Origin of the sequence: Streptomyces brevispora, from assembly GCF_007829885.1 — a bacterium.
GTDB lineage: Bacteria > Actinomycetota > Actinomycetes > Streptomycetales > Streptomycetaceae > Streptomyces > Streptomyces brevispora.
In genome coordinates, this window is record NZ_VIWW01000001.1 from 2228070 (window position 1) to 2249033 (window position 20964).

At 69.4% G+C, this 20964-nt stretch carries 9 protein-coding genes and 2 pseudogenes; 2 read left to right on the forward strand and 9 right to left on the reverse strand.

Annotated elements, in window-relative coordinates; all coding sequences use genetic code 11:
* Positions 1–67: 67 nt before the first annotated feature.
* Positions 68–868, reverse strand: coding sequence for a hypothetical protein (locus tag FHX80_RS10255; RefSeq protein ID WP_307797805.1), 801 nt, complete (start codon positions 866–868; stop codon positions 68–70).
* A gap of 759 nt (positions 869–1627) precedes the next feature.
* On the opposite strand from FHX80_RS10255, the gene FHX80_RS10260 reads away from it, so the two are divergent.
* Positions 1628–2236 (forward strand): HEAT repeat domain-containing protein, encoded by a 609-nt coding sequence (locus FHX80_RS10260; protein ID WP_145763916.1) that lies wholly within the window; start codon positions 1628–1630, stop codon positions 2234–2236.
* Between the two features lie 43 nt (positions 2237–2279).
* Here the strand turns inward: FHX80_RS10260 and FHX80_RS10265 are convergent, their stop codons facing one another.
* The 6 genes from FHX80_RS10265 to FHX80_RS10290 form a co-directional block, all read right to left on the reverse strand.
* Positions 2280–2786 (reverse strand): DUF4265 domain-containing protein, encoded by a 507-nt coding sequence (locus tag FHX80_RS10265; RefSeq protein WP_167523390.1) that lies wholly within the window; start codon positions 2784–2786, stop codon positions 2280–2282.
* Entirely contained in the window at positions 2740–13329 is a 10590-nt protein-coding gene (locus FHX80_RS10270) for a LamG-like jellyroll fold domain-containing protein (protein WP_244318200.1), read from the reverse strand. The genes FHX80_RS10265 and FHX80_RS10270 overlap by 47 nt, the downstream gene beginning before the upstream one ends.
* A 236-nt stretch (positions 13330–13565) precedes the next feature.
* A complete protein-coding gene (locus FHX80_RS10275) occupies positions 13566–14126 on the reverse strand; it encodes a BMP family ABC transporter substrate-binding protein (protein WP_244318201.1) in 561 nt (186 codons plus the stop codon).
* A gap of 56 nt (positions 14127–14182) precedes the next feature.
* Positions 14183–14554, reverse strand: coding sequence for a hypothetical protein (locus tag FHX80_RS10280; protein WP_145763919.1), 372 nt, complete (start codon positions 14552–14554; stop codon positions 14183–14185).
* A 159-nt stretch (positions 14555–14713) separates the two neighbouring features.
* Positions 14714–15469: an HNH endonuclease family protein gene (locus FHX80_RS10285; protein ID WP_208764619.1), complete on the reverse strand. Its 756-nt coding sequence runs from the start codon at positions 15467–15469 to the stop codon at positions 14714–14716.
* Between the two features lie 135 nt (positions 15470–15604).
* Positions 15605–16426: an SCO6745 family protein gene (locus FHX80_RS10290; protein ID WP_145763921.1), complete on the reverse strand. Its 822-nt coding sequence runs from the start codon at positions 16424–16426 to the stop codon at positions 15605–15607.
* Between FHX80_RS10290 and FHX80_RS36560 the strand changes: the two are divergent.
* A pseudogene (locus FHX80_RS36560) lies at positions 16423–16575 on the forward strand (TetR family transcriptional regulator); the annotation flags it as partial. The gene FHX80_RS10290 and the pseudogene FHX80_RS36560 overlap by 4 nt on opposite strands.
* Before the next feature lie 52 nt (positions 16576–16627).
* On the opposite strand, the pseudogene FHX80_RS10300 reads toward FHX80_RS36560, so the two are convergent.
* Both FHX80_RS10300 and mfd read right to left on the reverse strand, forming a co-directional pair.
* Positions 16628–16786, reverse strand: a pseudogene (locus FHX80_RS10300) (GntR family transcriptional regulator); the annotation flags it as partial.
* A gap of 295 nt (positions 16787–17081) precedes the next feature.
* Positions 17082–20639, reverse strand: a complete 3558-nt coding sequence (mfd, locus tag FHX80_RS10310; protein WP_145763922.1) for a transcription-repair coupling factor — start codon at positions 20637–20639, stop codon at positions 17082–17084.
* Between the last annotated feature and the right edge of the window lie 325 nt (positions 20640–20964).

Below are 20964 nucleotides of genomic sequence, written 5' to 3' on the forward strand. Positions count from 1 at the left end.
GGCTCCCACACCGACCGCTCGCTGCCTCACACAGACCAGGCAGCCGCTTCGACACGTGCGGCGGATCTCAGCCCTGGAGGCTGAGCTGCGGCGGGTGTGTGAAGTCCGCCTGGCAGAGGAAGACGTTCATGGAGCCCCAGCGGCCCACGGTGACTTGGGTGGGCGTGTTGGCGTCCATATCCTGCGACGCCGCCCGGTCCTCCGACGGAATCCAGCTGCGGCTGCCGCCGTCCCACTCCTTGCTCGCCACCGTCACCAGAAGGTCCGTCCGAGCCCCGCACGAGCAGAGCACGTCGGCGCGGCCCGTCCCGTGCCAGGATGCGAACCCTCCGGCCTTCCAGCCCGGCGCGACCGACAGATCCGACCGGTAGAGGACCGAGTCCTCGTCCAGGTCTTCCTCGTCGCCCTCCCACGCGTCGATGCGCTCCCGCAGGCCGTCCGGGAGCACCTCGATGTCCGGATGCTCGACGACCTGCTCGGGGTCGAGCGTGCACGACGCGGGCACGTATCCCTCGGAGCCGACCACTTCGGGTTCCGGCTGAACGGCCAGGACGCCACCGGCCTCGGAAGACCGGCGCCAGACCAGAGTGACAGCGGGCTCATGGCGGCCGTGATGCCCATCGAACGGGCACCACAGGATCTGAAGCAGATCGTGATCGGTCGGCCCGCCGAGGTCGAGTACGTCCCGCCGGAACAACTGGGCCACCGCAAGGAGGGGAGTCGGGTCCGTGTCTCCGAGCGAGGGGGCATGGCGCCCACGCTTGAGTGATCGGAGCAGGTCGCCCTCCTCGTCCGTGGGGCCAGGACGCTGCCCCGGAGCGGGAACCCGGCTCCACGCCTCGGCGAGGATGCGACGGCGCAGCCGCACGTCCGCCGTCCGCTCCCCGTACCCCCGCCGGTGCCGCTCCCTACAGACAGGCCACAGCTCATCCGCCGGCCAGAGGAGCAGCCCGCCCACTGAGCTGTCTCCGGCCTCTGGCGCTCCCGGGCGTGGGTGCAGTCGCGTCGCAGTGCGGCGATAAACGGCGAGGTCCGGGAAGACCCTCTCGATGTCGATCGGACGTGAGGGGGTGGTGCGGGACATACGTCTCCTTGAACGACCGGGGGACCAGAGGCTACTGCCTGTGGTCCCCCGGATTCATGCGTAGTTACGGCAGTTCGTCACCGGCCGGTTCGCACCCCCGAGGCCGGATTTTCGAACCACCCGCTGAGCTCGAACCCCCTGTTCCCGTGAGCCGAGAACTTCGGCGCGATGGGAATCGGATTTCCGCCGGGTGCGCAGACAGGTGTTGTCGAGTACTGCACCGTTTCGCCTGCCTTGACGGCTTTGCAGATCGGCCCCACGTGCGTGGCGTGCTCATGACTGTGAGGACTTCGCCGAACCGTAGAACTGAGTGCTACGGCACCGCGGCCGGCACCTGTCCCACGACACCTACCGGGAGATCATCGCGCGGCCCTGCCGAGGGCCAGGCGGCAGACGCGACGCGCGGCACTCACCGCGGCACCGTGCAGGGAGTGCTGAACGGATGGGTCCGGGCGGGGGCCGGCAGAGGGCAGCCAGTTGGTCGCTGTTTTCCACATCGTCTAGCGTTTGACGCACTGGCGAGGGCCCTCAGGAGGACGGACGATGGCACTGACCTTGGAAAACGCGATCATTCAGCTGAGCGACAGAGCATCGGCGAAACGTCGTTCGGCCGCGAAGCGACTACGTAAACTGGCGGACGAAACGGCGGGCCCTGCGCTGCTCCACTCGCTCCAAGGCGAAATCGGCGACCGCCGCACCTGGGAAACCCAGTATGAAATGATCATGGCTCTTGGGGCATGCGGTTACCGGCCCGCCGTCGGGTTCCTGGCTGAACTGGCCAAGCAACCCACGGACGACACCGCACTGCACCTGGCCCTGGGTGACTCAATCGTGAGGCTGCGAAGCCCTCAAGAAGGTTTCGCAGCCCCACTGGAATGGTGTCTGGATCGTGGAGATCCATCGCTTGTCGACGGTGCCCTGCGCGCCGTCGCTGCACTGCGCGCGGTCCTGGACGCCGGGACCGTCGACCGCGTCCTGGACTTCCTCGATCCGCTGGATCCCTATGACGGACTACGCTTCTGGGCCGCAGTAGCGGCCACAGAATGGCCCGGTGAACGAGTCCACACGTTCCTGGAGTCCTGTGTGGCAGGCCCAAGGGCGGACGTGGCCGACGCAGCGGCCACGTCCCTGGAAAGCCGGTATCAGAGCTAAAGGAGCAGCCCTGAAATCACCGTCTCCTCCGACGCCTCATGCGTCAGGTTGTGTCCTCCCACCAGGCAAGAGGCTCTCCCCGCTCGTCAAACACGTTTCCATACTCCCACTCCACCCCAGCCTCGGGAAGCGCGGCCAGGAGTGACTCGATCGCTGGAAAGCCGACCTTGACCGGAAACGTCAGAACCACGAGCGAATCGAGCTCACCATCGACCCGTCCTCCGATCTCCGTCGCTTTCTCCTTAAGAAATTCGATGACATCGCCAGGAATTCCCGCGTGAAACACTTGGACGGCGACGTTCCCACCCCGCTCGACTACCTTCGCGCTTTTGCTGCGCTCGTCGTACGCGATCACATCACCAGCTGCGATGCCCCTGAAGAATCCAGGTGACAGACAGACAAGGTAGTGACCATCGCTCACTGGGGTGACAGCCACCACTTCATCGGCAGTGGCCCCGTGCTGGGACTCCACCTTGAGTGGAATCCCAGCGAAGCTACTGCGGTTAGTCCCATCTTCTGAAGCCGGCACCACAGCCTCCTCTCTCAGCACATGACTTCCCCTTGGAGGGAGCACCTCGGTTCTGGGCGCTGCTATTGCACGCTGCGCCCTCTATACACAGGTTCTCCGGCTCCAGGTTGCCGCCCTTACTCCTGGGCACGTTGACATGGCCTATCTGGACGTTGTCCGGGTTGGTGGTTGTCATTCCGCAACGCCAGCACTGCAGAGTACCGTCACCCTCTGCCTGCGCTTTGGCAACCATCGCATCTCGAATCGAACTGGGGACGTTCTTCTTCGCCGTCGGTCCGCCACGACTCGCAGCCATCTTGCTCGGCGAAGCGACTTCTCCGTCTCGCAGCACGAACAGCGGAAGCTGACAGGCTTGTGGTGCGCCCGCGTTGTTGTTGTGAACCAGGACAGGGATTGACCCCGCCACCACGTAGTACGTGTGGAGGCCGTCGATGCTGAGGTCGTACGTCGTGCGGCTGGCGGTGTAGGCCTTGGTGTCGATCACCACCGTGGGCCCGCCGGTGTCGTTCTGGAGTTTCTGGCCGGCCTTGAGGTCGGCCGCCTGGGTCCAGGCGTCCTTGGTGGACTCGTAGAACTGGTGGTGCTTGGTGGTCTGGATCGCCTTCGGGCCGGACTTCGTGGACACGACCACGTCCACGAACTCGCGGTCCGTCTTAGTGACGATGACCGCCTTGACCTTGTGCTTCTCCTGCTTCTTCTTGCCGGGTTCGGCCGTCAGGACGTAGTCCCCGACCTTGATCTCGGAGATCGGCTTGGTCGTGGCGTTCGCCAGCAGCACCGGAGTCGCACCGGTGAAGCTGTGCGGGGTGCAGCCCTTGCGGCCGAACCTGCTCGCCGCCGCGCCGAACACCCCACCGGTCACCGCGCCCACCGCCGAGGCCTTCGCCGCGCCGGAGACGCTGCAGCCTTCCTCGCTGGTCACGCAGGAGACGCCGTAACCGACCGCGCCTTCCGCCGCGCCGCCCGCAGCGCCCATCGCCGCACCGTTCAGCGCCTTGCCGCCGACATTGGCGAGCAGACGGCCCACCGCACCCGACACCTGGGCACCGGCCGCGCCGCCGAGGGCGCCGGTCACGGCTCCCACGCCGACCGCGGTCGCGAAACCGGCCAGGGACTTGGGACCGTCGCTCAAGGCGTAGCCGACCGCGTTGGCGGCGGCACCCGCGAGGATGCCGCAACCGACCGCTCCGACACCCCACGTCGCCGCCGTGCAACCCGCGAAGACCGCCAGACCGGTGGCCACCGCCGCGATCGTCGACGCGTGTTGCTTCACGAAGTTGGCTGTCGCCTTCGCCGCCTTCTTGACGGCCTTGCCGACCTTCTTGGCAGCCTTCACCACCTTCTTCGCCACATGCACGGCGGCCTTGGCCACCTTGTGGACCGTCTTCTTGACCTGCTTGACGACCTTGTGGACGTATTTCTTCACACGCTTGTACGTGCGTTTGACGTATCTCTTGACCTTTTTGACACTGTCCGCCACATAGTGCACGGCCTTGCGCACCACATGCGTCGCCTTCTTGACGACCTTCTTGACCGCCTTCTTCACCTTCTTCGCGGCGGCCTTGACCTTCTTCGCGACCTTCTTGACGGCCGTCTTGGTCTTCTTCCAGGCCGTCTTGACGACCTTCTTGACCTTCTTCTTGACCTTCTTGATGGCCTTGTCGACGAAGCTCGGCCAGTGACCCGTCGGGTCCGTCGCCGTCATCGGGTTCTGGTCCGCGTACGCGTAACGGTTCGCGGACACCGATGTCGGCAGCGGGTTCATGCCCACCGTGTCGCGGCTGTTGAACTGGCCGGTCTCCGGCGAGTACCAGCGCGCCGCCATATTGACCTTGGCGGTCTCCGGATCCGTCCACCCCGACTGGTAGCCGAGACGGCCCACCATGCCCTCGGACTGCTCGACCTTCCCGAACGGGGAGTACGTCGTCGACCCGGACAACGCCTCGCCGCCCGCGGTGAACTGACCCACCACGTCGTCGTGGATGTCGGTCAGCGCGAGCACCGAGCCGATCGCCGACTTGATGCCGAGCAGCGAACCGTCGACGTTGCGGCTGTAGGCCGTACCGCCGTCGGACGCCACGTCGTTCCCGGCCCCGCTGTACGCGAAGTCGTACACCGAACCGCCCTGGGCATCCGTCGCCTTGAGCGTCCGGTCCAGACCGTCGTACGAGTACGTCCGATCACCCTCGCTGATCACCCGGTTGAAGGCGTCCGCCTTCACCGACGTCTGCACCCCGGCCTCGTCGGTGACCGAACTCATCGTGCCGCGCGCGGTGTACCTGTACGTGCTCTGCCCGTCCGAGGTGAGGCGGTTACGGGCGTCGTAGGTGTAGGTGTCACCGCCCACACGGGTCCGGTTGCCGGACGCGTCATAGCCGTACTGCTCGGTCGCACTCCCGTTGTTCCAGGACGACAGGCGGTTCGCCCAGTCGTAGGTGTACGTGTTCGTGCCCGCCCCGGCGACACCGGCCGTCGCCTTCGACGTCTCGTTGCCGTTCAGGTCGTAGCCGTAGGAGAACGACGCCAGCGACTTGCCGGTCGGCGAAGTCAGCCTGTCGGTGGTCAGCTGCCCCAGGGAGTCGTAGGAGAAGGCCCGTTTCCCCTTCCCCTGGCCGTAGTCGATCGACGTCACGTTGGACTCGATGTCGTACCCGTACGTCATCGACGTGCCGGACGCCCCGTCCACGGCCGTCTTCAGCCGGCCCGCCGTGTCGTACCCGAAGGTCGATGTGCCCGACGCGTCCTTGCGCGAGGTCATCGCCCCGTTGCCGTCGTAGGCGAAGGACGAGGTCCCGGACGGGCCGTTGGCGGAGAGGAGCAGACCGCGGTCGTCGTAGGAGAAGGTGTCCTTCTCCTCGCCCGCACCCGTCACCGAGGTGACCTGGTCGTCCTGGTCATAGGTGTAGGTGTGGTCGGTGGTCTCCGCCTCCGCTCCCGTGCCGTGCTGGCGGACCAGCCGGCTCCGGTCGTCGTACTCGTTGCTGACGACGGTCCCGCCCGGGGAGCGCTGCTCGCTGGGACGGCCCGCGGCGTCGTAGACCATCGTGAACGTGCGGTCCACGAGGTCCGGATGGGCCGGGGTGGACGGTTCGATCTCCTTCTCCGCCATGCCCCACGCGTTGTACGTGGTGAGGAAGGCGTTGCCGCGCCCGTCGGTGAAGCGCGTGCGGTTGCCCGCCGCGTCGTAGCCGAAGGTCGTGGTGATCGACTCGGTCGCCGAGACCGGCTGGACCGCCTTGGTGATCAGGCCCGTCGCGTCACTGGTGAGCGTGACGGTGTGGCCCCGGTAGTCGGTCACCGACGTCGGGTTGCCCGCACGGTCGTAGGTGGAGCTGCTGGTGCGCAGCACCTTGCCCGTCGCGTCCAGGTCCTTCGTGGCGGTCAGCTGGCCGTAGCCGTCGTAGGTGTTGGCGGTACTGGTGCCGTCGGCGTCCACCGACGTGAGCGGGCGGCCGTCCATGTCGTACGTGAAGCGGCTGGTGGCGCCCGCGGAGTCGGTCACCTCGGTCGTCTCGCCGAGGACGTTGTACTTGTAGGACTCGCTCACCCCGGTCGGGCTGACCGTCCGGGAGAGTTCACCTCCCGGGGCCTTGTACTCGTTGATGGAGGTGTACGCCCGCTCGGTCGGCTGGCGCACGATGTCGGTGTCCGTGACCGGGCGTCCCAGGTAGTCCCAGGTGGTCTCCTGGCGGGCGCCGCCGGGCCGTACGGCCGACAGCTGGTCGCCGTTGGCGGTGTACGTGTAGCGCGTCGTCGCCCCACCGGGTTCCCGGACCGAGGCCAGGTCGCCGAGCTGGGTGTAGGTGTACTCGGTGCGCTTGCCCAGCGGGTCGACCTCTGCGGTGACCTGACCGAGCTTGTTGTACTCGTTCCAGGTCGCCGCCGTGATCGGGGCCGAGGCGCCCGGCGGGGTGTAGTTCGGCATCGTCGTCGAGGACTCCTGGCCCTCGGCGTCGTACGCCGTCGTCACCACGTTGCCGAGCGGGTCGGAGGACTCGGTGTCCTCGCCGAACGTGTTGTAGCCGGTCATCGAGACCGGCCGCACGCTCACCGGGGTGCCGCCCCCGGTCTCACTGCTGACGGCGGGCTCGGTGACGCTGGTCTGCTGACCGGCCTCGTCGTAGCCGTAGTCGGTCGTGACACCGTTCTCGTCGGTCATCGCCAGCGGCAGGCCGCGCTGGTCCAGCTTCCAGCTGCTGGTGCGGACGGAACTGCCCGCCGCCGGCAGGGTGCCGCCCTTGAGCGCGGTCACCTGGGACGCGGTCAGCGCCTCACCGTAGACCTGAATGTCGCTGAGCGCGCCGTTGGTGTTCTCCTTGTCGGCGACCCTGCGGCCGATCTGGAGCGGGCCCGTGGCATCCCAGGGGGTGGCGAACGCCGTCGAGGTGCCGGCCTGGACGCCGTTGACGTACAAGCGGATCTGAGCCGCTTCCTGGTCGTACACACCGGTCAGATGGGTCCAGGTACCCGTGGTCACCGCGGCGGTGCCGGAGCTGGCCCGTACGATGACCGGTCCCGACATGTCCGCGCTGTGCCGGTTGAACGTCCAGCCGTACGCCGTGGAGTAGTACAGCTGGAAACCGCTGGCGGATTTCCCGGCCTGGGCCAGGAAGGTGTTGTTGGCCGCGGTGGAGTTCAGCTTGACCCACGTGGAGACGGTGAAGGAGCCGCCCGTGTTGACCACCGCGCCCTGCGTCTGGCCGTAGGCGTTCGCCGTGCCGTCGAAGACGGCGGCGCCACCGTGCTCGGTGGAGTGGGTGACTCCGCTGCCGAAGGTGACGGTCCGGTTCCCGCCGGACGAGTCAGCGGCCGAAGCGCCACTGGTCTCGGCCAGTTTCCAGCGGGCCACCGGTGCGGTGGTGCCGTCGTGGAGGGTGGATCCGGTGACGTTGCCCAGTTTGTCGTAGAGGGTGTCCTCGGTGCTGGTACGGCCGTTGGCCGGGTCGAGGTCGCTCTCCGACACGACGTTGTCGTCCGGGTCGTAGCTCACCTTCGTGGTCCGGGCGAGCCCGCCCGGGTCCAGGACCGACGACGTGGTGCGGTCGGACGCGTCCACGGTGAACGTGGAGACGGTCTGGCCATCGTTGGTGACCTGCTTGATCAGGTTGCCGGCCGCGTCGTAGGTGTTGGCCTCCTCGGTGAAGGAGAGGCCGTTGGCCGGGTCCTTGCGCGTCACCGAGGCGGCGAGCCCGTCGTCGGTGTACGTGTACGCGGTAACGTGCCCCATCGCGTCGGCGATCGACGCGAGCCTGCCAGCCGGGTCGTAGGCCCGGGACTCCTGCACGAGGGTCGTGGCCGGCGAGGGGTTCGCCGGGTCGCCCGTGTAGTTCAGCAGGTTGGTGGTGAGGGGCCTGCCCTCGCCGTCGAAGGTGTACGTGTTGACGTTGCCGGCCGGGTCGGTCTCCTTGACCTTGTTGCCGTACACGTCGTACTCGAACGACGTGGTGTCGCCGCCCGGATCGGTCCTCGACGCCATGCGGTTGTACGCGTCGTACGTGATCGAGGTGGCGCGGGACGCGTCACCTCCGGTCAGGTCGGCGACCGTCTGCGAGGAGACGTTGCCGTCGGCGTCGTACACCGTGGTCGTCCGCCCGGTGTGGACTGCGCCGGTGACCCGGTTGGTGACCGGCGGGTCGGTCTCGGTGACGACCTGGTCGTCCTTGTCGTACGTCAGCGTCGTGGTGAGACCGCCCGGCTGGGCGTCGGACACCTCCGTCCTGGTCAGCTGACGGCCGAGGCTGTCGTAGGTGCTCGTCTCCTTGGCACCGTTGGCGTCGGTCACCTCGGCGAGATCACCGCTGGCGAAGTAGGAGTACGCGGTCCTCCTGCCGCCGGGAGTGACCACTTCGGCGACCAGCCCCGCGGGCGCTTTCGCGGTGCCGCCCCCGGCCGCCGGGGTGGCGGCGGTCGTGTACGTGGTGGTGGCGGTCCGACCGCCCGGATGGCCCGGCACCGGCGGCGTCGTCACCGCGGTGAGGTTGCCCGCCGCGTCGTAGACGTAGCTGGTCAGGTAGGTGTTGTCCGCCGGCCCCGAGGAACGGCCGTCGCGCTCGGTGAGCACCAGGTCGTTGCGCGGGTCCATCGGCGGGAACGCGCTGGTCGAGTCCGGGTAGTACGTGTAGTAGTCGGTGGCGCACTTGCCGGCCGCGGTGTCCTGGCACATGGTCTGGGAGACCGTGTTGCCGCGGATGTCATGGCCGGTGACCGACCGGTTGCCGTTGGCGTCGGTCACGGTGTGCAGGAAGCCCGCCGTGTCGTAGCCGTACGTGGTCCGCTTGCCGTTGGTGTCGATCGCGGTGAGCAGCCGGTTGCCCATCTCCGCGTCGTACACGTACGTCAGCGTCTTCTCCGTGGGATCGGTGAGCTTCACCGTCCGCACCGGGGCGACGCCCGCGGAGGCCTTGTACGCGGACCAGTGCTGCTCGACCTGCTCCTCGGTGAGCCCGCCCGCGTGCGCGGCGACCTCGGCGATGGAGCCGGTGAAGTAGCTGACGTCGGCGGGGGCGTTGTTCCAGCCCTTGGCGAAGCCCGCACCGATGAAGGTCCGGGTGTTCGTCTGGTCGTTGGGCGCCCCGGTGAAGTCGGCCTGCTTGACGCCGTCCACGTACAGGGTCTGCTTGGTGCCGGTCGCGGAGAGCACCGCGTGGTGCCAGGCGTTGTTGTCGACCTTGGCCTTGGACCCGAAGTCCGTGGCGGCCGAACCGGACACGCTGTACCAGTGCCCGCGGAGCTTTCCGTCGGCACCGACGTACAGGACGGGGTTGATGGGACCACTCGCACCGGCCGCGTCGTTCACGGCCTTTGCCTGGTCGGCGACCAGCACACCGGGCTTGGCGGTCTTGAACCACAGCTCGACGGAACGGTCGCCCTTCCCGTGCCAGGACGCGTACGGGACCTCCGCGTACGAGGTGGTGCCGTTGAACTGCGCCGCCGTGACGTCACCGGCGCCGAACGGCCCCGCCACGCCCTGGGTGACGCTGTTGTACGTACCGAAGCCGGAGTGCAGTTCGTTGGCGGCCTGCGCGGCGCCCTGGGTGTCGTCCAGGCGCCAGTATCCGGCCGGGGCCGAGCCCATCACCGCTGAGCGGTAGACCTGGGACGAACCGGTGACCGTGGCCGGGTTCAGCTTCCAGGTGCCGCCGTCGCCGTCCGTGGCCTGGAGGACCAGGTCGTCCGTGGTGCCGTAGGTGACGGCGGACTGCGTCTTGCCGTTCGGCGTGGTGATCTTGTTGAGCAGACCTGCGGACCGGTTGGCCGCCTGGTACTGCGCGGTGATGACCGACGGGTCGAGCGCTTCGGTGTAGACGGCGACCTCGGCGAGCTGCCCGGTGTAGTGCCCCAGTTTGTCGGAGGCGTTCATGGCGGGCCAGCCGTCGGTGTTCACCCCGGCGCCGAAGGAGATGTAGGGCTGCTCCCAGTCGTTGATGGTGCCGGCGAGACTGCCCTGCTTGGCACCGTCGAGGTAGAGCGTCTGGGTGGTGGCCGCGCCGGTGAGGGCGACGTTGTGCCACTTGCCGTCGGTGACGGTGGCCGTGGAGGCCGTCGTGGTCATGCACCCCGGTGACATGGCGAGGCAGCCGCGGAGCTTGCCGTCCGTGCCGACGTACACGGCAGGGGTGTTCTTCTTCGTGTTCGCGACCGGGTCGGCGTCGCTGAGCGGCTTGTCCCCGTAGTAGAAGAGGACACCGCCCGCCTTCGTGGTCTTGAACCAGAGCGAAACCGTCGTGTACGAGGGCGTCGCGCCGGGGGCGCTGGGTATCTCGACGTACGACGTGGTGCCGTTGAAGGTGGCGGCCTTCTGCGTGGAGCCAGTCAACGGGCCCGTACCGCCGAGGCTCACGTTGCGGTAGAGGCCGTTGAACTTGCCCTGGTTGAGGTCGATCGTGTCGGTGGCGACCGAACCGCTGGTCTCCCCGAGCCGCCAGTACGCGAACGGGTCAGCGTCCATGACGGTGGTGCGGTAGTGGTTGCCCGTCGCATAGCCGTAGACCGTGCACTTGGTGGCGTCGGCGGGCGGACAGACCTTGGTGAGCTGGTCACCGGTGTAGCCGTAACTCCAGACCTGGGCGGTGCTCGCATCGCCCGCCTTGGCGGCGTCGGTGGTCACCGTGGCCACGTGCGGCGCGGTGGCCCCGGCCGGTGTCTGCCAGGCGAAGGCCAGCGACCGGTTGGAGGTGGTGTTGGTGACCTTGCTGAGCTTGCCGCCGGTGTAGGTGAAGGTCTCCGCACGGTTCGCGTAGTCCTTGATCGAGGAAATCGCGAACGTGCCGGCCCGTCCCGTCACCGCCTGCTGGAAGCTGTAGGCGGTGAAGTCCTTGTCGGTCAGCGTGTAACCGCCGCCCGACGCGGCCGGTGCCAGCCGTGCGTACCGGCCCATCGGCGGCACGAACGTGCCGTCGCCGTTGCGGCCGAAGGCGACCTGCTCGCCGCCCGGGTAGGTGACCACGACGCTGGTGATCGTGCCGGAGCCGTCCTTCACCTCGGCGGCCGTCATGTCGGTGACCGTCGCCCAGCCGGCGCCGAAGGCCCCGTCCGTGCGCGGGTCACGGCTGTTGTACGAGCGCTCCACGGACAGCGAGGGGCCGACGACCTCGACCTCGGCGTCGGTGTCCTCGGTGGTGTAGTTGGCATCGCTCGGGTCGAACTCGTGGCCGTCGGTGTTCTGGGCGAGGCCCGAGGTGACCGGCGGCTGCGGTACGGCGGTGGCGAAGCGGCTCGCCGAGTACATCACCGAGTCGTATCCGTCGGTGACGCTGACGTACCAGGCGTAGTTCTTGCTCCACTTGAGCTTGCCGGCGGGTATCTTCCAGCTGCTCTTGGTGATGACGCCGGAGGTGGCGACGGGCGTGGCGCTGTCGGTGTCCGCGTCGTACACCTCGAAGGCGTACGTGAGCGCCGGCATCGGCCACTTGTCGGCGTCGCTCGCGTAGACGAGCAGTTCCGGCTGGAGGGTGTTCGACTGGTGGTTCTCCGGCGGGTACTGGGCGTTGATCTGCGGCGCCTTGTTGGGCGTGTACGTCAGATCCAGCGCGGGCCTGAAGGCCGCCTTGGTGCTGTTGTCGGAGTGGAACTTCTTCCAGTGCAGCCCGTCACCGGTCGGTGCGGTCAGGGCCAGGCCGTAGTTGGCACTGCCGGTGGCGACGCCGTCGAACCATCCGGTGGACAGCTTCACCGGCATCTTCACGCCGACGTTCAGATCGTTGGTACCGCCCGCGTTGTTGCTGCAGGAGGCTCCTGGGGCGACGGTGGCGGTGCCGATCGCGGCGCCGTACGCCGGGCCGGGGTACGAGGTGACACCGGACGGGGTCCAGGACTTGGTCACCGGGCTCACCGAGAACGGCTCGGCGGTGCAGGTCGCGGACCAGATCGCGTACACGTTCAGGGTGGCGGCTGAGACCCGCTGGCCCTTGAGCGTGGTGCCCAGCGAGGAGAACTGGAGGAACGAGTTCGCCTTGTTGGTGCCGGAGTCGTAGCTGCCGACCTTGATCTGATTCTCGGTGGAGTGGTCACCGCCGATGGTGTTCTGCGCGTACGTCGAGTTGCCGGCGGCGATGGTCGGGTCGACGGTGACCGGGTAGGCCCGGGCGGGGTCGTCCAGCCAGTCGCGGTCGGCGGTCAGCCTCAGGGCGGGCCTGCCGTCGGCGGTGGTCAGTTCGTAGGTCAGGGACCGGGACATCGCTGCGTCCCCGGAGCGGGGGTCGGTCCTGGAGTCCTCCATGAAGGCGTGGGGGATGGTGGCCGTCACCTCCCCGTCCCCGTCGGTGAAGCGGACGTCGCCGTTGTCGGCGACGCTCGGGGTGAGGCCCTTGAGGTCGAGGGGGAACAGCCAGGAGTTGGGCGCGTCGGCCGACCGCAGGACCAGCCGCTCCTTGAGGCCGTCGGCGAGCGGGGAGAGCAGCAGGTCGGTGTCCGGCAGGACATCGCTGTACGTCGCCGTGTTGTCGGCGTCGACCGTGGGGGTGGCCTTCCTCGCGCCGCGCAGTGCGTACGCGATGCTGCGACCCGACCCGAAGTCGACGGAGGCCAGTTGCTGGTCGGTGGCGTCGGGCGCGAACTCGACGTCGAGCGAGTTGGCGCTCTGCCGGAGCCTGCCGTCCGCCGCGTTGCGGGTCAGTTCGGTGTCGATCGGCTTCCAGGTGCCGTCGTCGGCCTTGAAGTTGGTCCGGCTCGCGTAGTGCCGGACCGTGGTCGACCCGTCCTTGTTGACGTAGAAGTCGGAGGTGGCGGTGGACTTCTTCGCGTTCCGCTCGCTGGTCTTCGCGTCGAAGCTCTTGGCGCCGCCGGCGGCGGTGCCGGTGACAGTCGTGCCGGGGCGGTCGTCAGCCCGGCGGTAGGCGCCGAGTTCACCCTTGCCCTTGCCCGCCCGGTGACCCACGCCGAGTCGGCTGCGCGTCTGGTCGGCGGTGGCGGTGTGACTCCTGCCGCGGGCGGTGCCGCCCTGCTGCTCGGGGGTGTGCAGGGGTGACTCGTCCAGCCACTTCCAGAGACCGGACAGGGACACCTGGGGCATCGAGAGCGCCGGAAGGGACTCGCCGGTGGCGGACGCCGTCTCGGTGGTGAGCATGCACGAGAACGACACGAGTACGGCAATTGCCGTACCGCGCGCCCTGCGACGCCCGACCGGGCCCGGGGGGAACAATGATGATGGTCTTCGCCATCCAGTACGCATCGGGGCAGCTTTCTCTACACAAGACCTACATATGGCCTCGCGAGATTGCCCCACTCACTTGCACAAGATCTACTTATTCCCGAATGATCTTGTGCGATCTTTATCTCACTGTGCTCATACAGGCGTATCGCCTACTGCTGTACGGACTTGACGGCCCGACGGACAGCTTCGGCGACCTCGTCCGCCAGCCCGTCGCCCGGCGCGACCACGGTGAGGTTGCCGGCCCCACCGTCCCGGCCCCCGGTCGCGGGTCCGACGACCACGAACCGCACCCGGGGATGGCCGCTCGCCGCCTTGCGCACGGTCTCCGTCTGGGCCGGGCCGGTGGCCAGCACGACTTCGCAGTCCCGCTGGATCAGTCCGTTCAGATGCGGCAGCGCGTTCACCGCCGACTGCTCGCCCATGACCGGGACATGAGTGACCCGGATCCGCTTGTCACCGGAGGCGCGCTGCATGCCCTGCCAGACGGCGGCGGGGGTCCCGGCCGCTATGCCGTCCTCCCCGGTGAGCAGGCAGGCGTCGAAGTCGCGGTACTGCCGCGCCCTGGCGTCCGGCGGACTCGCGGCCTCGTCGCCGCCGCCGAACAGCCACGCGGAGACGACGGCGCAGACCACGAGCACCGCCCCGGCCCCCGCCCAAGCGCCCCGTCGCCCACGCAGGAGTCCCGCCGACCCGTCGAGCAACCGCCGCATCCCGGACCGGCCTCCCGGCGGCTGCGGCCTGACGCGCCGCCAGGTGCGCCGGGTCTTCACTTGACGCCCGCGGCGACAGGGCCGGACGTGCGCCGCCCGGACCCGGCGAACAGGGCGTGCGCCGCCGCCCCGAGCGTGGTGAGCAGCACCAGCAGCAGATCCGCCGCGAACTCCGCACCCCGTGTCTCGGCCGGGGTCAGGGCGGCCCAGATCACCCAGGCCACGTTGGCAGCCGTGAACCCGGCGCACACCAGCCAGTCGGAGGCCCGTCGTCGCCGCGCGGCGACGACGAGGGACGGCACGAAGGACAGCATGCCGAGCGTGACCACGGGCACCGCGGCCAGCAGGACGCGGGGCGTCGCCGCCATCACCACCGCCACCACCGAACGGGGGCCCACCTCGGCGGCCACGGGCACAGCAGACTCCACGCTCTGTTCCTTACGTGAGGGACGCGGGCGCGCCCGCCCGCAACGGCCGGGGCCGTTCGCACAGACGCCCGACGGATTCGGACGCCGTACGGTACACCGTTCCTTCACAGGTCCGACACGGCGGGCGCCCCAACCGGCGGGCTCCGCCCACCCGCGCGGTCAGCCGCCGCACAGCTCCAGCATGATCTTCTTGTCCGGTGCGGTGACCGGGAGTTGGTACTTCAGCGAGACCTGGGCGAACCGGACCGCGTACGCGCACCGGACCGGCTTGTACGGCGGCAGCCAGGTCGCGGGGCCCGAGTCGCGCTTGGCGTTGTTGGCCGGGCCGTCCACCGGGAGCAGGTTGAGCGGGTCGTTGGCGATCTGCTGCCGCTTGGCCTCGTTCCAGCGGGCGGCGCCCATCTGCCAGTCGTAGGACAGCGGCATGACGTGGTCGATCTGGACCTTGGTGGCCTGCTGCTTGCGCCACTCGATGGTCGAGCCGGTGTACGGGTCCTTGAGCGTCATGGAGGCGACCACGCAGTCGGACCCCGACCGGAACTCGACCTTCTTGCCGTCCCTGGCCAGCAGGTCGTTGCGGGTGTCGCAGCCGTTGCGGGAGAGCGGTATGCCGTCGACGGAGTCCTTCCAGGCGTACCCGAACTTGTCCCGCTTGTATCCGGTCTTCGGGCCGCGCCCCTTGGTAGCCACCTTCGCGATGATCTCCCGGGCCGCCGCCCGGTCCGCGTCGGAGGTGAGGGGCGCGAGGCCCGGCTTGGTACCGTCGGCGTTGTCCAGCGGGCTGGCACCGAAGCCGGTCACCGACTCCTTGCCCCCGTTCGCGCCGGTGCCCGGCGATTCGGCACCGGACGTGATCTGCTCGGGGTCACAGCCTGCCAGGGCCAGCACGGCGGCCATGCCGAGGGCGGGCACCATCACTCGATAAGCGCGGGAAGATATCACTCGAAGCCGTCCTGACGGGGAGAAAGCCGAACCAACTCGGGAATCCTACGGACGTCTTCCCCGCCGCGACGTGTTCATGACCTCCGTTCACCCCGGATGCGGTCCGGATCACACCTTGCCGATGCCCAGCGTCGTCTCCGACGGCAGCATCCCGGAGCCGATCACCGCCACCCACAACGGCCCCAGCAACGCGACGAGCCGCTCCCGCTCCCCGCCCCCGAGCTCCCGCCACGGGGCGGCGGCCGCCTCGTCCGTACGCCGTTCGACCTCGGCACGCAGCGCCCTGCCCGCGTTCGTCGCCATGCCGTCGCCCTTCAACAGCCCCCGCCCGAGCAGTCGCTGACGAGCCTCCTGCCACTCCTCGTCGCTCCACCCGCGGCTCGCGAACACCTCCGGCGCCGCCGCGCCGATCGCCGCGAAGGACACCAGCGACTCCACCGGGTCGAGCTCCGCGCGGGCGAGCGCCGCGAGGTGGCCGTCGCCGCGGTGCTCGCGCAGGACGGTCGCCGCCCGCCAGAGCGCGAGGTGGGGTTCGTCCGGCCAGGGCAGTGCGGCGTTGGCCGCGGCGAGCGGGCGGTCCGCCGTGTCGGCGGCCTCCGTGACGCGGCGCAGGAGCGCGACGGCCTCGGCCGTGTCCGCAGCGGCGTACGCCTCCCCCAGCAGCGTCCGGTACGTGCGGTCGACGGCCCTCGTGCGGGCCGCGAGCACGTCGGCGGGCGGGGCGACGGACCAGACGGCGGGCACGTGCTCGTCCACCATGGCCGGGCTGAAGCTGTGGAAGGTTACGGCGACCCGGGCGGCGCTCGCGTCCCCGAGCGGTGCCGCGCGCCAGGCGAAGTAGCTCGGCCAGCGCTCGTCGGTCCGGTAGCCGAGCGCGGCGGCCTCCTCGAAGGCCTCCGGCGCGTAGTAGAGAACAGGAGGACGCCGCACTCGCGGGCACGGCCGCCTGGTCCCTGGCCCACGGCTTCGCGACGCTGCTGCTGAGCGGCAACCTGGGCGGGGCGGTGGGCGACCGGGACCCGGAGGAGGTGTTCAGGTCGGTCGCGGGTCTGCTGTTCGACGCGGAGGGGCCCCACTGACCCTCACGCAAGGAGAACAGCGCCCGCCCCTCAGCGGCGGGGCCGGCCCCGCTCACTCCGCCGTGAACTCGTACTGCAGCTCGTACAGATGGCCGGCCTTCACCATGACGGTCGCCTCGATGGGCCGTTCGGCCTCGCTGTAGACGACACGCAGCGTCCGCAGAACCGGCAGTCCACCGGGCAACAGCAGCGCCTGGTACTGCTCCTGGGACGCGGGTTGCACCTCGTACGCGAACTCGCCGATGACTTCGGGGTCGATGACCACATCGTCGGCAAGACCGTATGGCTGGTCTTCAAGACCTCGACCGCGCCCGAGCCCGCGCCCTCGTGACCGCCGAATCAGCCGGCCACCGGGCGGCTCTCGCCCTCCCCGTCACCGGCCGTGCTCGCAGCCGCGTCCGGGGCCAGGGAGCGGATTCCCGGTACCGGTGAAGGCAGCAGCTCATATCGCCGGACCGTGCGCAATGCGTCCTCCCTGCGAGCTCCGCCGCCTCCGCTACCTCTGCCTACGACCCCAGGATCGTCGTCAGGAACTCCCCCGTCCACGCCAGGAGTTCGCGGCCCACGACCGGCTTGCCGCCGATCCGGCCGGCCGTCGGGCGCGGGACCAGGATCTGGTGGAGGGCCGGCTTGATGACCGTCTTCGGGTAGAGGCGCTTCAGGCGGAGCTCCTGCGACTCGCGCAACTCCACCGGGGCGAAGCGGATGTTCTGGCCCTGGAGCACGATGTCGCCGACGCCGCAGGCGCGGGCCAGCATGCGCAGGCCCGCAACCAGGAGGAGGTTCTCGACCGGTTCCGGGAGCTTGCCGTAGCGGTCGGTGAGCTCCTCGCGGACGGCCCTGATGTCGTCCTCCGAGGAGGCCGAGGCGATCGAGCGGTAGGCCTGGAGGCGGAGGCGCTCGCCGGGGGCGTAGTCGTGCGGGATGTGCGCGTCGACCGGCAGCTCGATCTTGACCTCCAGCGGCGGTTCCTCCTCCTCCGCACCGCCTTCGAGGGCGGTCCGGTAGTCGGCGACCGCCTCGCCGACCATGCGGATGTACAGATCGAAGCCGACGCCCGCGATGTGGCCGGACTGTTCGCCGCCCAGGAGGTTGCCCGCACCGCGGATCTCCAGGTCCTTCATCGCCACGTACATGCCCGCGCCCATCTCGGTGTGCTGGGCGATCGTCGCCAGGCGTTCGTGGGCCGTCTCGGTGAGCGGCTTCTCCGGCGGGTACAGGAAGTAGGCGTAGCCGCGGTCGCGGCCACGGCCCACCCGGCCGCGCAGCTGGTGGAGCTGGGAGAGGCCGAAGTTGTCGCCGCGCTCCACGATCAGGGTGTTGGCGTTGGAGATGTCGATGCCGGACTCGACGATCGTCGTGGAGACCAGGACGTCGAACTTCTTCTCCCAGAAGTCCACCACCACCTGTTCCAGGGCCTGTTCGGACATCTGGCCGTGCGCGGTGGCGATCCTCGCCTCGGGGACGATCTCACGCAGCCGGGCGGCGGCCCGGTCGATGGACTCGACGCGGTTGTGGATGTAGAACGCCTGGCCCTCGCGGAGCAGTTCGCGGCGGATGGCCGCGCCGATCTGCTTCTCCTCGTACGGGCCGACGAAGGTGAGGACCGGGTGGCGCTCCTCGGGCGGTGTGGTGATCGTCGACATCTCGCGGATGCCGGTCACCGCCATTTCGAGCGTACGGGGGATGGGCGTCGCGGACATGGTGAGGACGTCCACGTTGGCGCGGAGCTTCTTCAGCTGCTCCTTGTGCTCGACGCCGAAGCGCTGCTCCTCGTCGACGATGACCAGGCCCAGGTCCTTGAACCTCGTCTCGGAGGAGAAGAGGCGGTGGGTGCCGATGACGAGGTCGACGGAGCCCTCGCGCAGCCCTTCGAGCGTCGCCTTGGACTGGGACTCGGACTGGAAGCGGCTCAACGCCCTTACGTTGACGGGGAACTGGGCGTACCGCTCGGTGAACGTGCCGTAGTGCTGCTGGACCAGGAGGGTCGTGGGGACGAGGACGGCGACCTGCTTGCCGTCCTGGACCGCCTTGAAGGCCGCGCGGACCGCGATCTCCGTCTTGCCGTAGCCGACGTCGCCGCAGATCAGCCGGTCCATGGGGACGGACTTCTCCATGTCCTCCTTGACCTCGGCGATGGTGGTGAGCTGGTCGGGCGTCTCCGCGTACGGGAAGGCGTCCTCCAGTTCGCGCTGCCAGGGGGTGTCCGGGCCGAAGACATGGCCGGGGGCGGCCATCCGGGCCGAGTAGAGCTTGATCAGGTCGGCGGCGATCTCCTTGACGGCCTTCTTGGCGCGCGCCTTCGTCTTGGTCCAGTCGGCGCCGCCGAGCCGGTGCAGGGTGGGCGCCTCGCCGCCGACGTACTTGGTGACCTGCTCCAGCTGGTCGGTCGGGATGTAGAGCCGGTCACCGGGCTGGCCGCGCTTGGCGGGGGCGTACTCCACGAGGAGGTACTCGCGGGTGGCGCCCTGCACCGTGCGCTGCACCATCTCGACGTAGCGGCCCACACCGTGCTGTTCGTGGACGATGTAGTCGCCCGCCTCCAGCGTCAGCGGGTCGATGGTCTTGCGGCGGCGGGCCGGCATCCGGCCCAGGTCCTTGGTGGCGGTGCGCTGACCGGTCAGGTCCGTCTCGGTCAGGACGGCGATCCTGAGCTCCGCGTCGACGAAGCCGTGGTCGATGGCGCCGCAGGAGACATGGACCACGGACGGTGAGATCTCCGCCAGGTCCGCGTCGAGGCGGGCCGGGATGCCCTCGCCGCTCAGCACCTCGACGGTCCGGGCGGCGAGGCCCTGGCCCTCGGTGACGTACACCGTGCGCCAGCCGTCGGCCAGTCGGCCCTTGGTGTCGGCGAGCGCGCGGGCGGTGTCGCCCCGGTACGCCTCCGGGGCACGCATCCGGAGCTTGAGGGTGTCGCCCGCCGCGGCAGCGGCAAATGTCCGCGTGAGCTCCTCGTCCGCGGCGAACGGGGAGATCGACCACCACATCATCTCCAGCTCACGGGCCCGGTCGCGGACGTCCGCGATGCCCCGCAGCGAGGCCGCGCCGACATCGATCGGGGCCTCGCCGCCGCCCGCGGTCGCCGCCCACGACGCCTGGAGGAACTCCTGGCTGGTGGCGACCAGGTCCGCGGCCCTGGTGCGGACCCGCTCCGGGTCGCAGACCACGGTCATCGAGCCCTTGGGCAGGACGTCGATCAGCAGTTCCATGTCGTCGACGAGGACCGGGGCGAGGGACTCCATGCCCTCCACCGCGATGCCCTCGGCGATCTTGTTGAGGAGTTCGCCCAGCTCGGGGTGTCGTTCCGCGAGCGCGGCGGCCCGCTCGCGGACCTCGTCGGTCAGCAGCAGCTCACGGCAGGGCGGCGCCCACAGCCCGTGCGCGGCGATCTCCAGCGACCGCTGGTCGGCGATCTTGAAGTAGCGGATCTCCTCGACGTCGTCGCCCCAGAACTCCACCCGCAGGGGGTGCTCCTCGGTCGGCGGGAACACGTCCAGGATGCCGCCGCGCACCGCGAACTCGCCGCGCTTCTCGACCAGTTCGACCCGGGAGTAGGCGGCGGCCGCGAGCGCCTCGACCGTCTCGCCGAGATCGGCGCTCTGCCCGATCCGCAGCGCCACGGGCTCCAGGTCGCCGAGCCCCTTGACCTGCGGCTGGAGCACGGAACGCACCGGCGCGACGACGACGGAGACCGGCCCGGTCTCCGGATCGTCCTGCCGCGGGTGCGCCAGGCGCCGCAGCACGGCCAGCCGGCGGCCCACGGTGTCGGACCGCGGCGAGAGCCGCTCGTGCGGCAGGGTCTCCCAGGACGGGAACTCCGCGACCGTGTCCGGCGGCAGCAGTGTGCGCAGCGCCGCCGCCAGGTCCTCGGCCTCGCGGCCGGTCGCGGTGACGGCGAGCACGGTGCGCCCCGCGTCCCTGGCCAGCGCGGCCACGGCGAAGGGTCTGGCGGCGGGCGGGCCCACCAGGTCGATGTGCATCCGGTGGCCGTCTCCGGCGGCCTCCACCGCTTCGGACAGCGCCGGGTCACGTACGACGACATCCAGCAGACCGTGCAGGCTCATGAAGGGCTTCCGTCCGGGTAACTAGGTCAAGGTCCGGCAGCCGGCTGCTGCCAGGGGGCAACGCGAAGGGCCCGACACGTGTTGGGGGCGGTCCCGGCCTGATCCGGAAAGCACCCCCCGGGCGGGCCGGGGTGTTGTCCAGCGTACGACTCCGGTCGGACAGCCGCCCCCACGATCGGGAACGGGCGGGGCCGTACGGCGGGAATACGCCACCCGCGGACGGGGCACGAGCACTGACGCGGCGCACGTGGCAGCGGGTACGCTACCGACCCCGTGAGCTGTTGCCCGGGCAGGGCGGACGGCCCTCGTGGACCTGCTCTCGATC

What these genes read in the sequence shown, in the direction of transcription:
- mfd (WP_145763922.1), bottom strand. Translation starts at nt 20,639, where the DNA reads ATGAGCCTGCACGGTCTGCTGGATGTCGTCGTACGTGACCCGGCGCTG.
- FHX80_RS10275 (WP_244318201.1), bottom strand. Translation starts at nt 14,126, where the DNA reads ATGCGGCGGTTGCTCGACGGGTCGGCGGGACTCCTGCGTGGGCGACGG.
- FHX80_RS10270 (WP_244318200.1), bottom strand. Translation starts at nt 13,329, where the DNA reads ATGCTCACCACCGAGACGGCGTCCGCCACCGGCGAGTCCCTTCCGGCG.
- FHX80_RS10260 (WP_145763916.1), top strand. Translation starts at nt 1,628, where the DNA reads ATGGCACTGACCTTGGAAAACGCGATCATTCAGCTGAGCGACAGAGCA.
- FHX80_RS10285 (WP_208764619.1), bottom strand. Translation starts at nt 15,469, where the DNA reads ATGGTGCCCGCCCTCGGCATGGCCGCCGTGCTGGCCCTGGCAGGCTGT.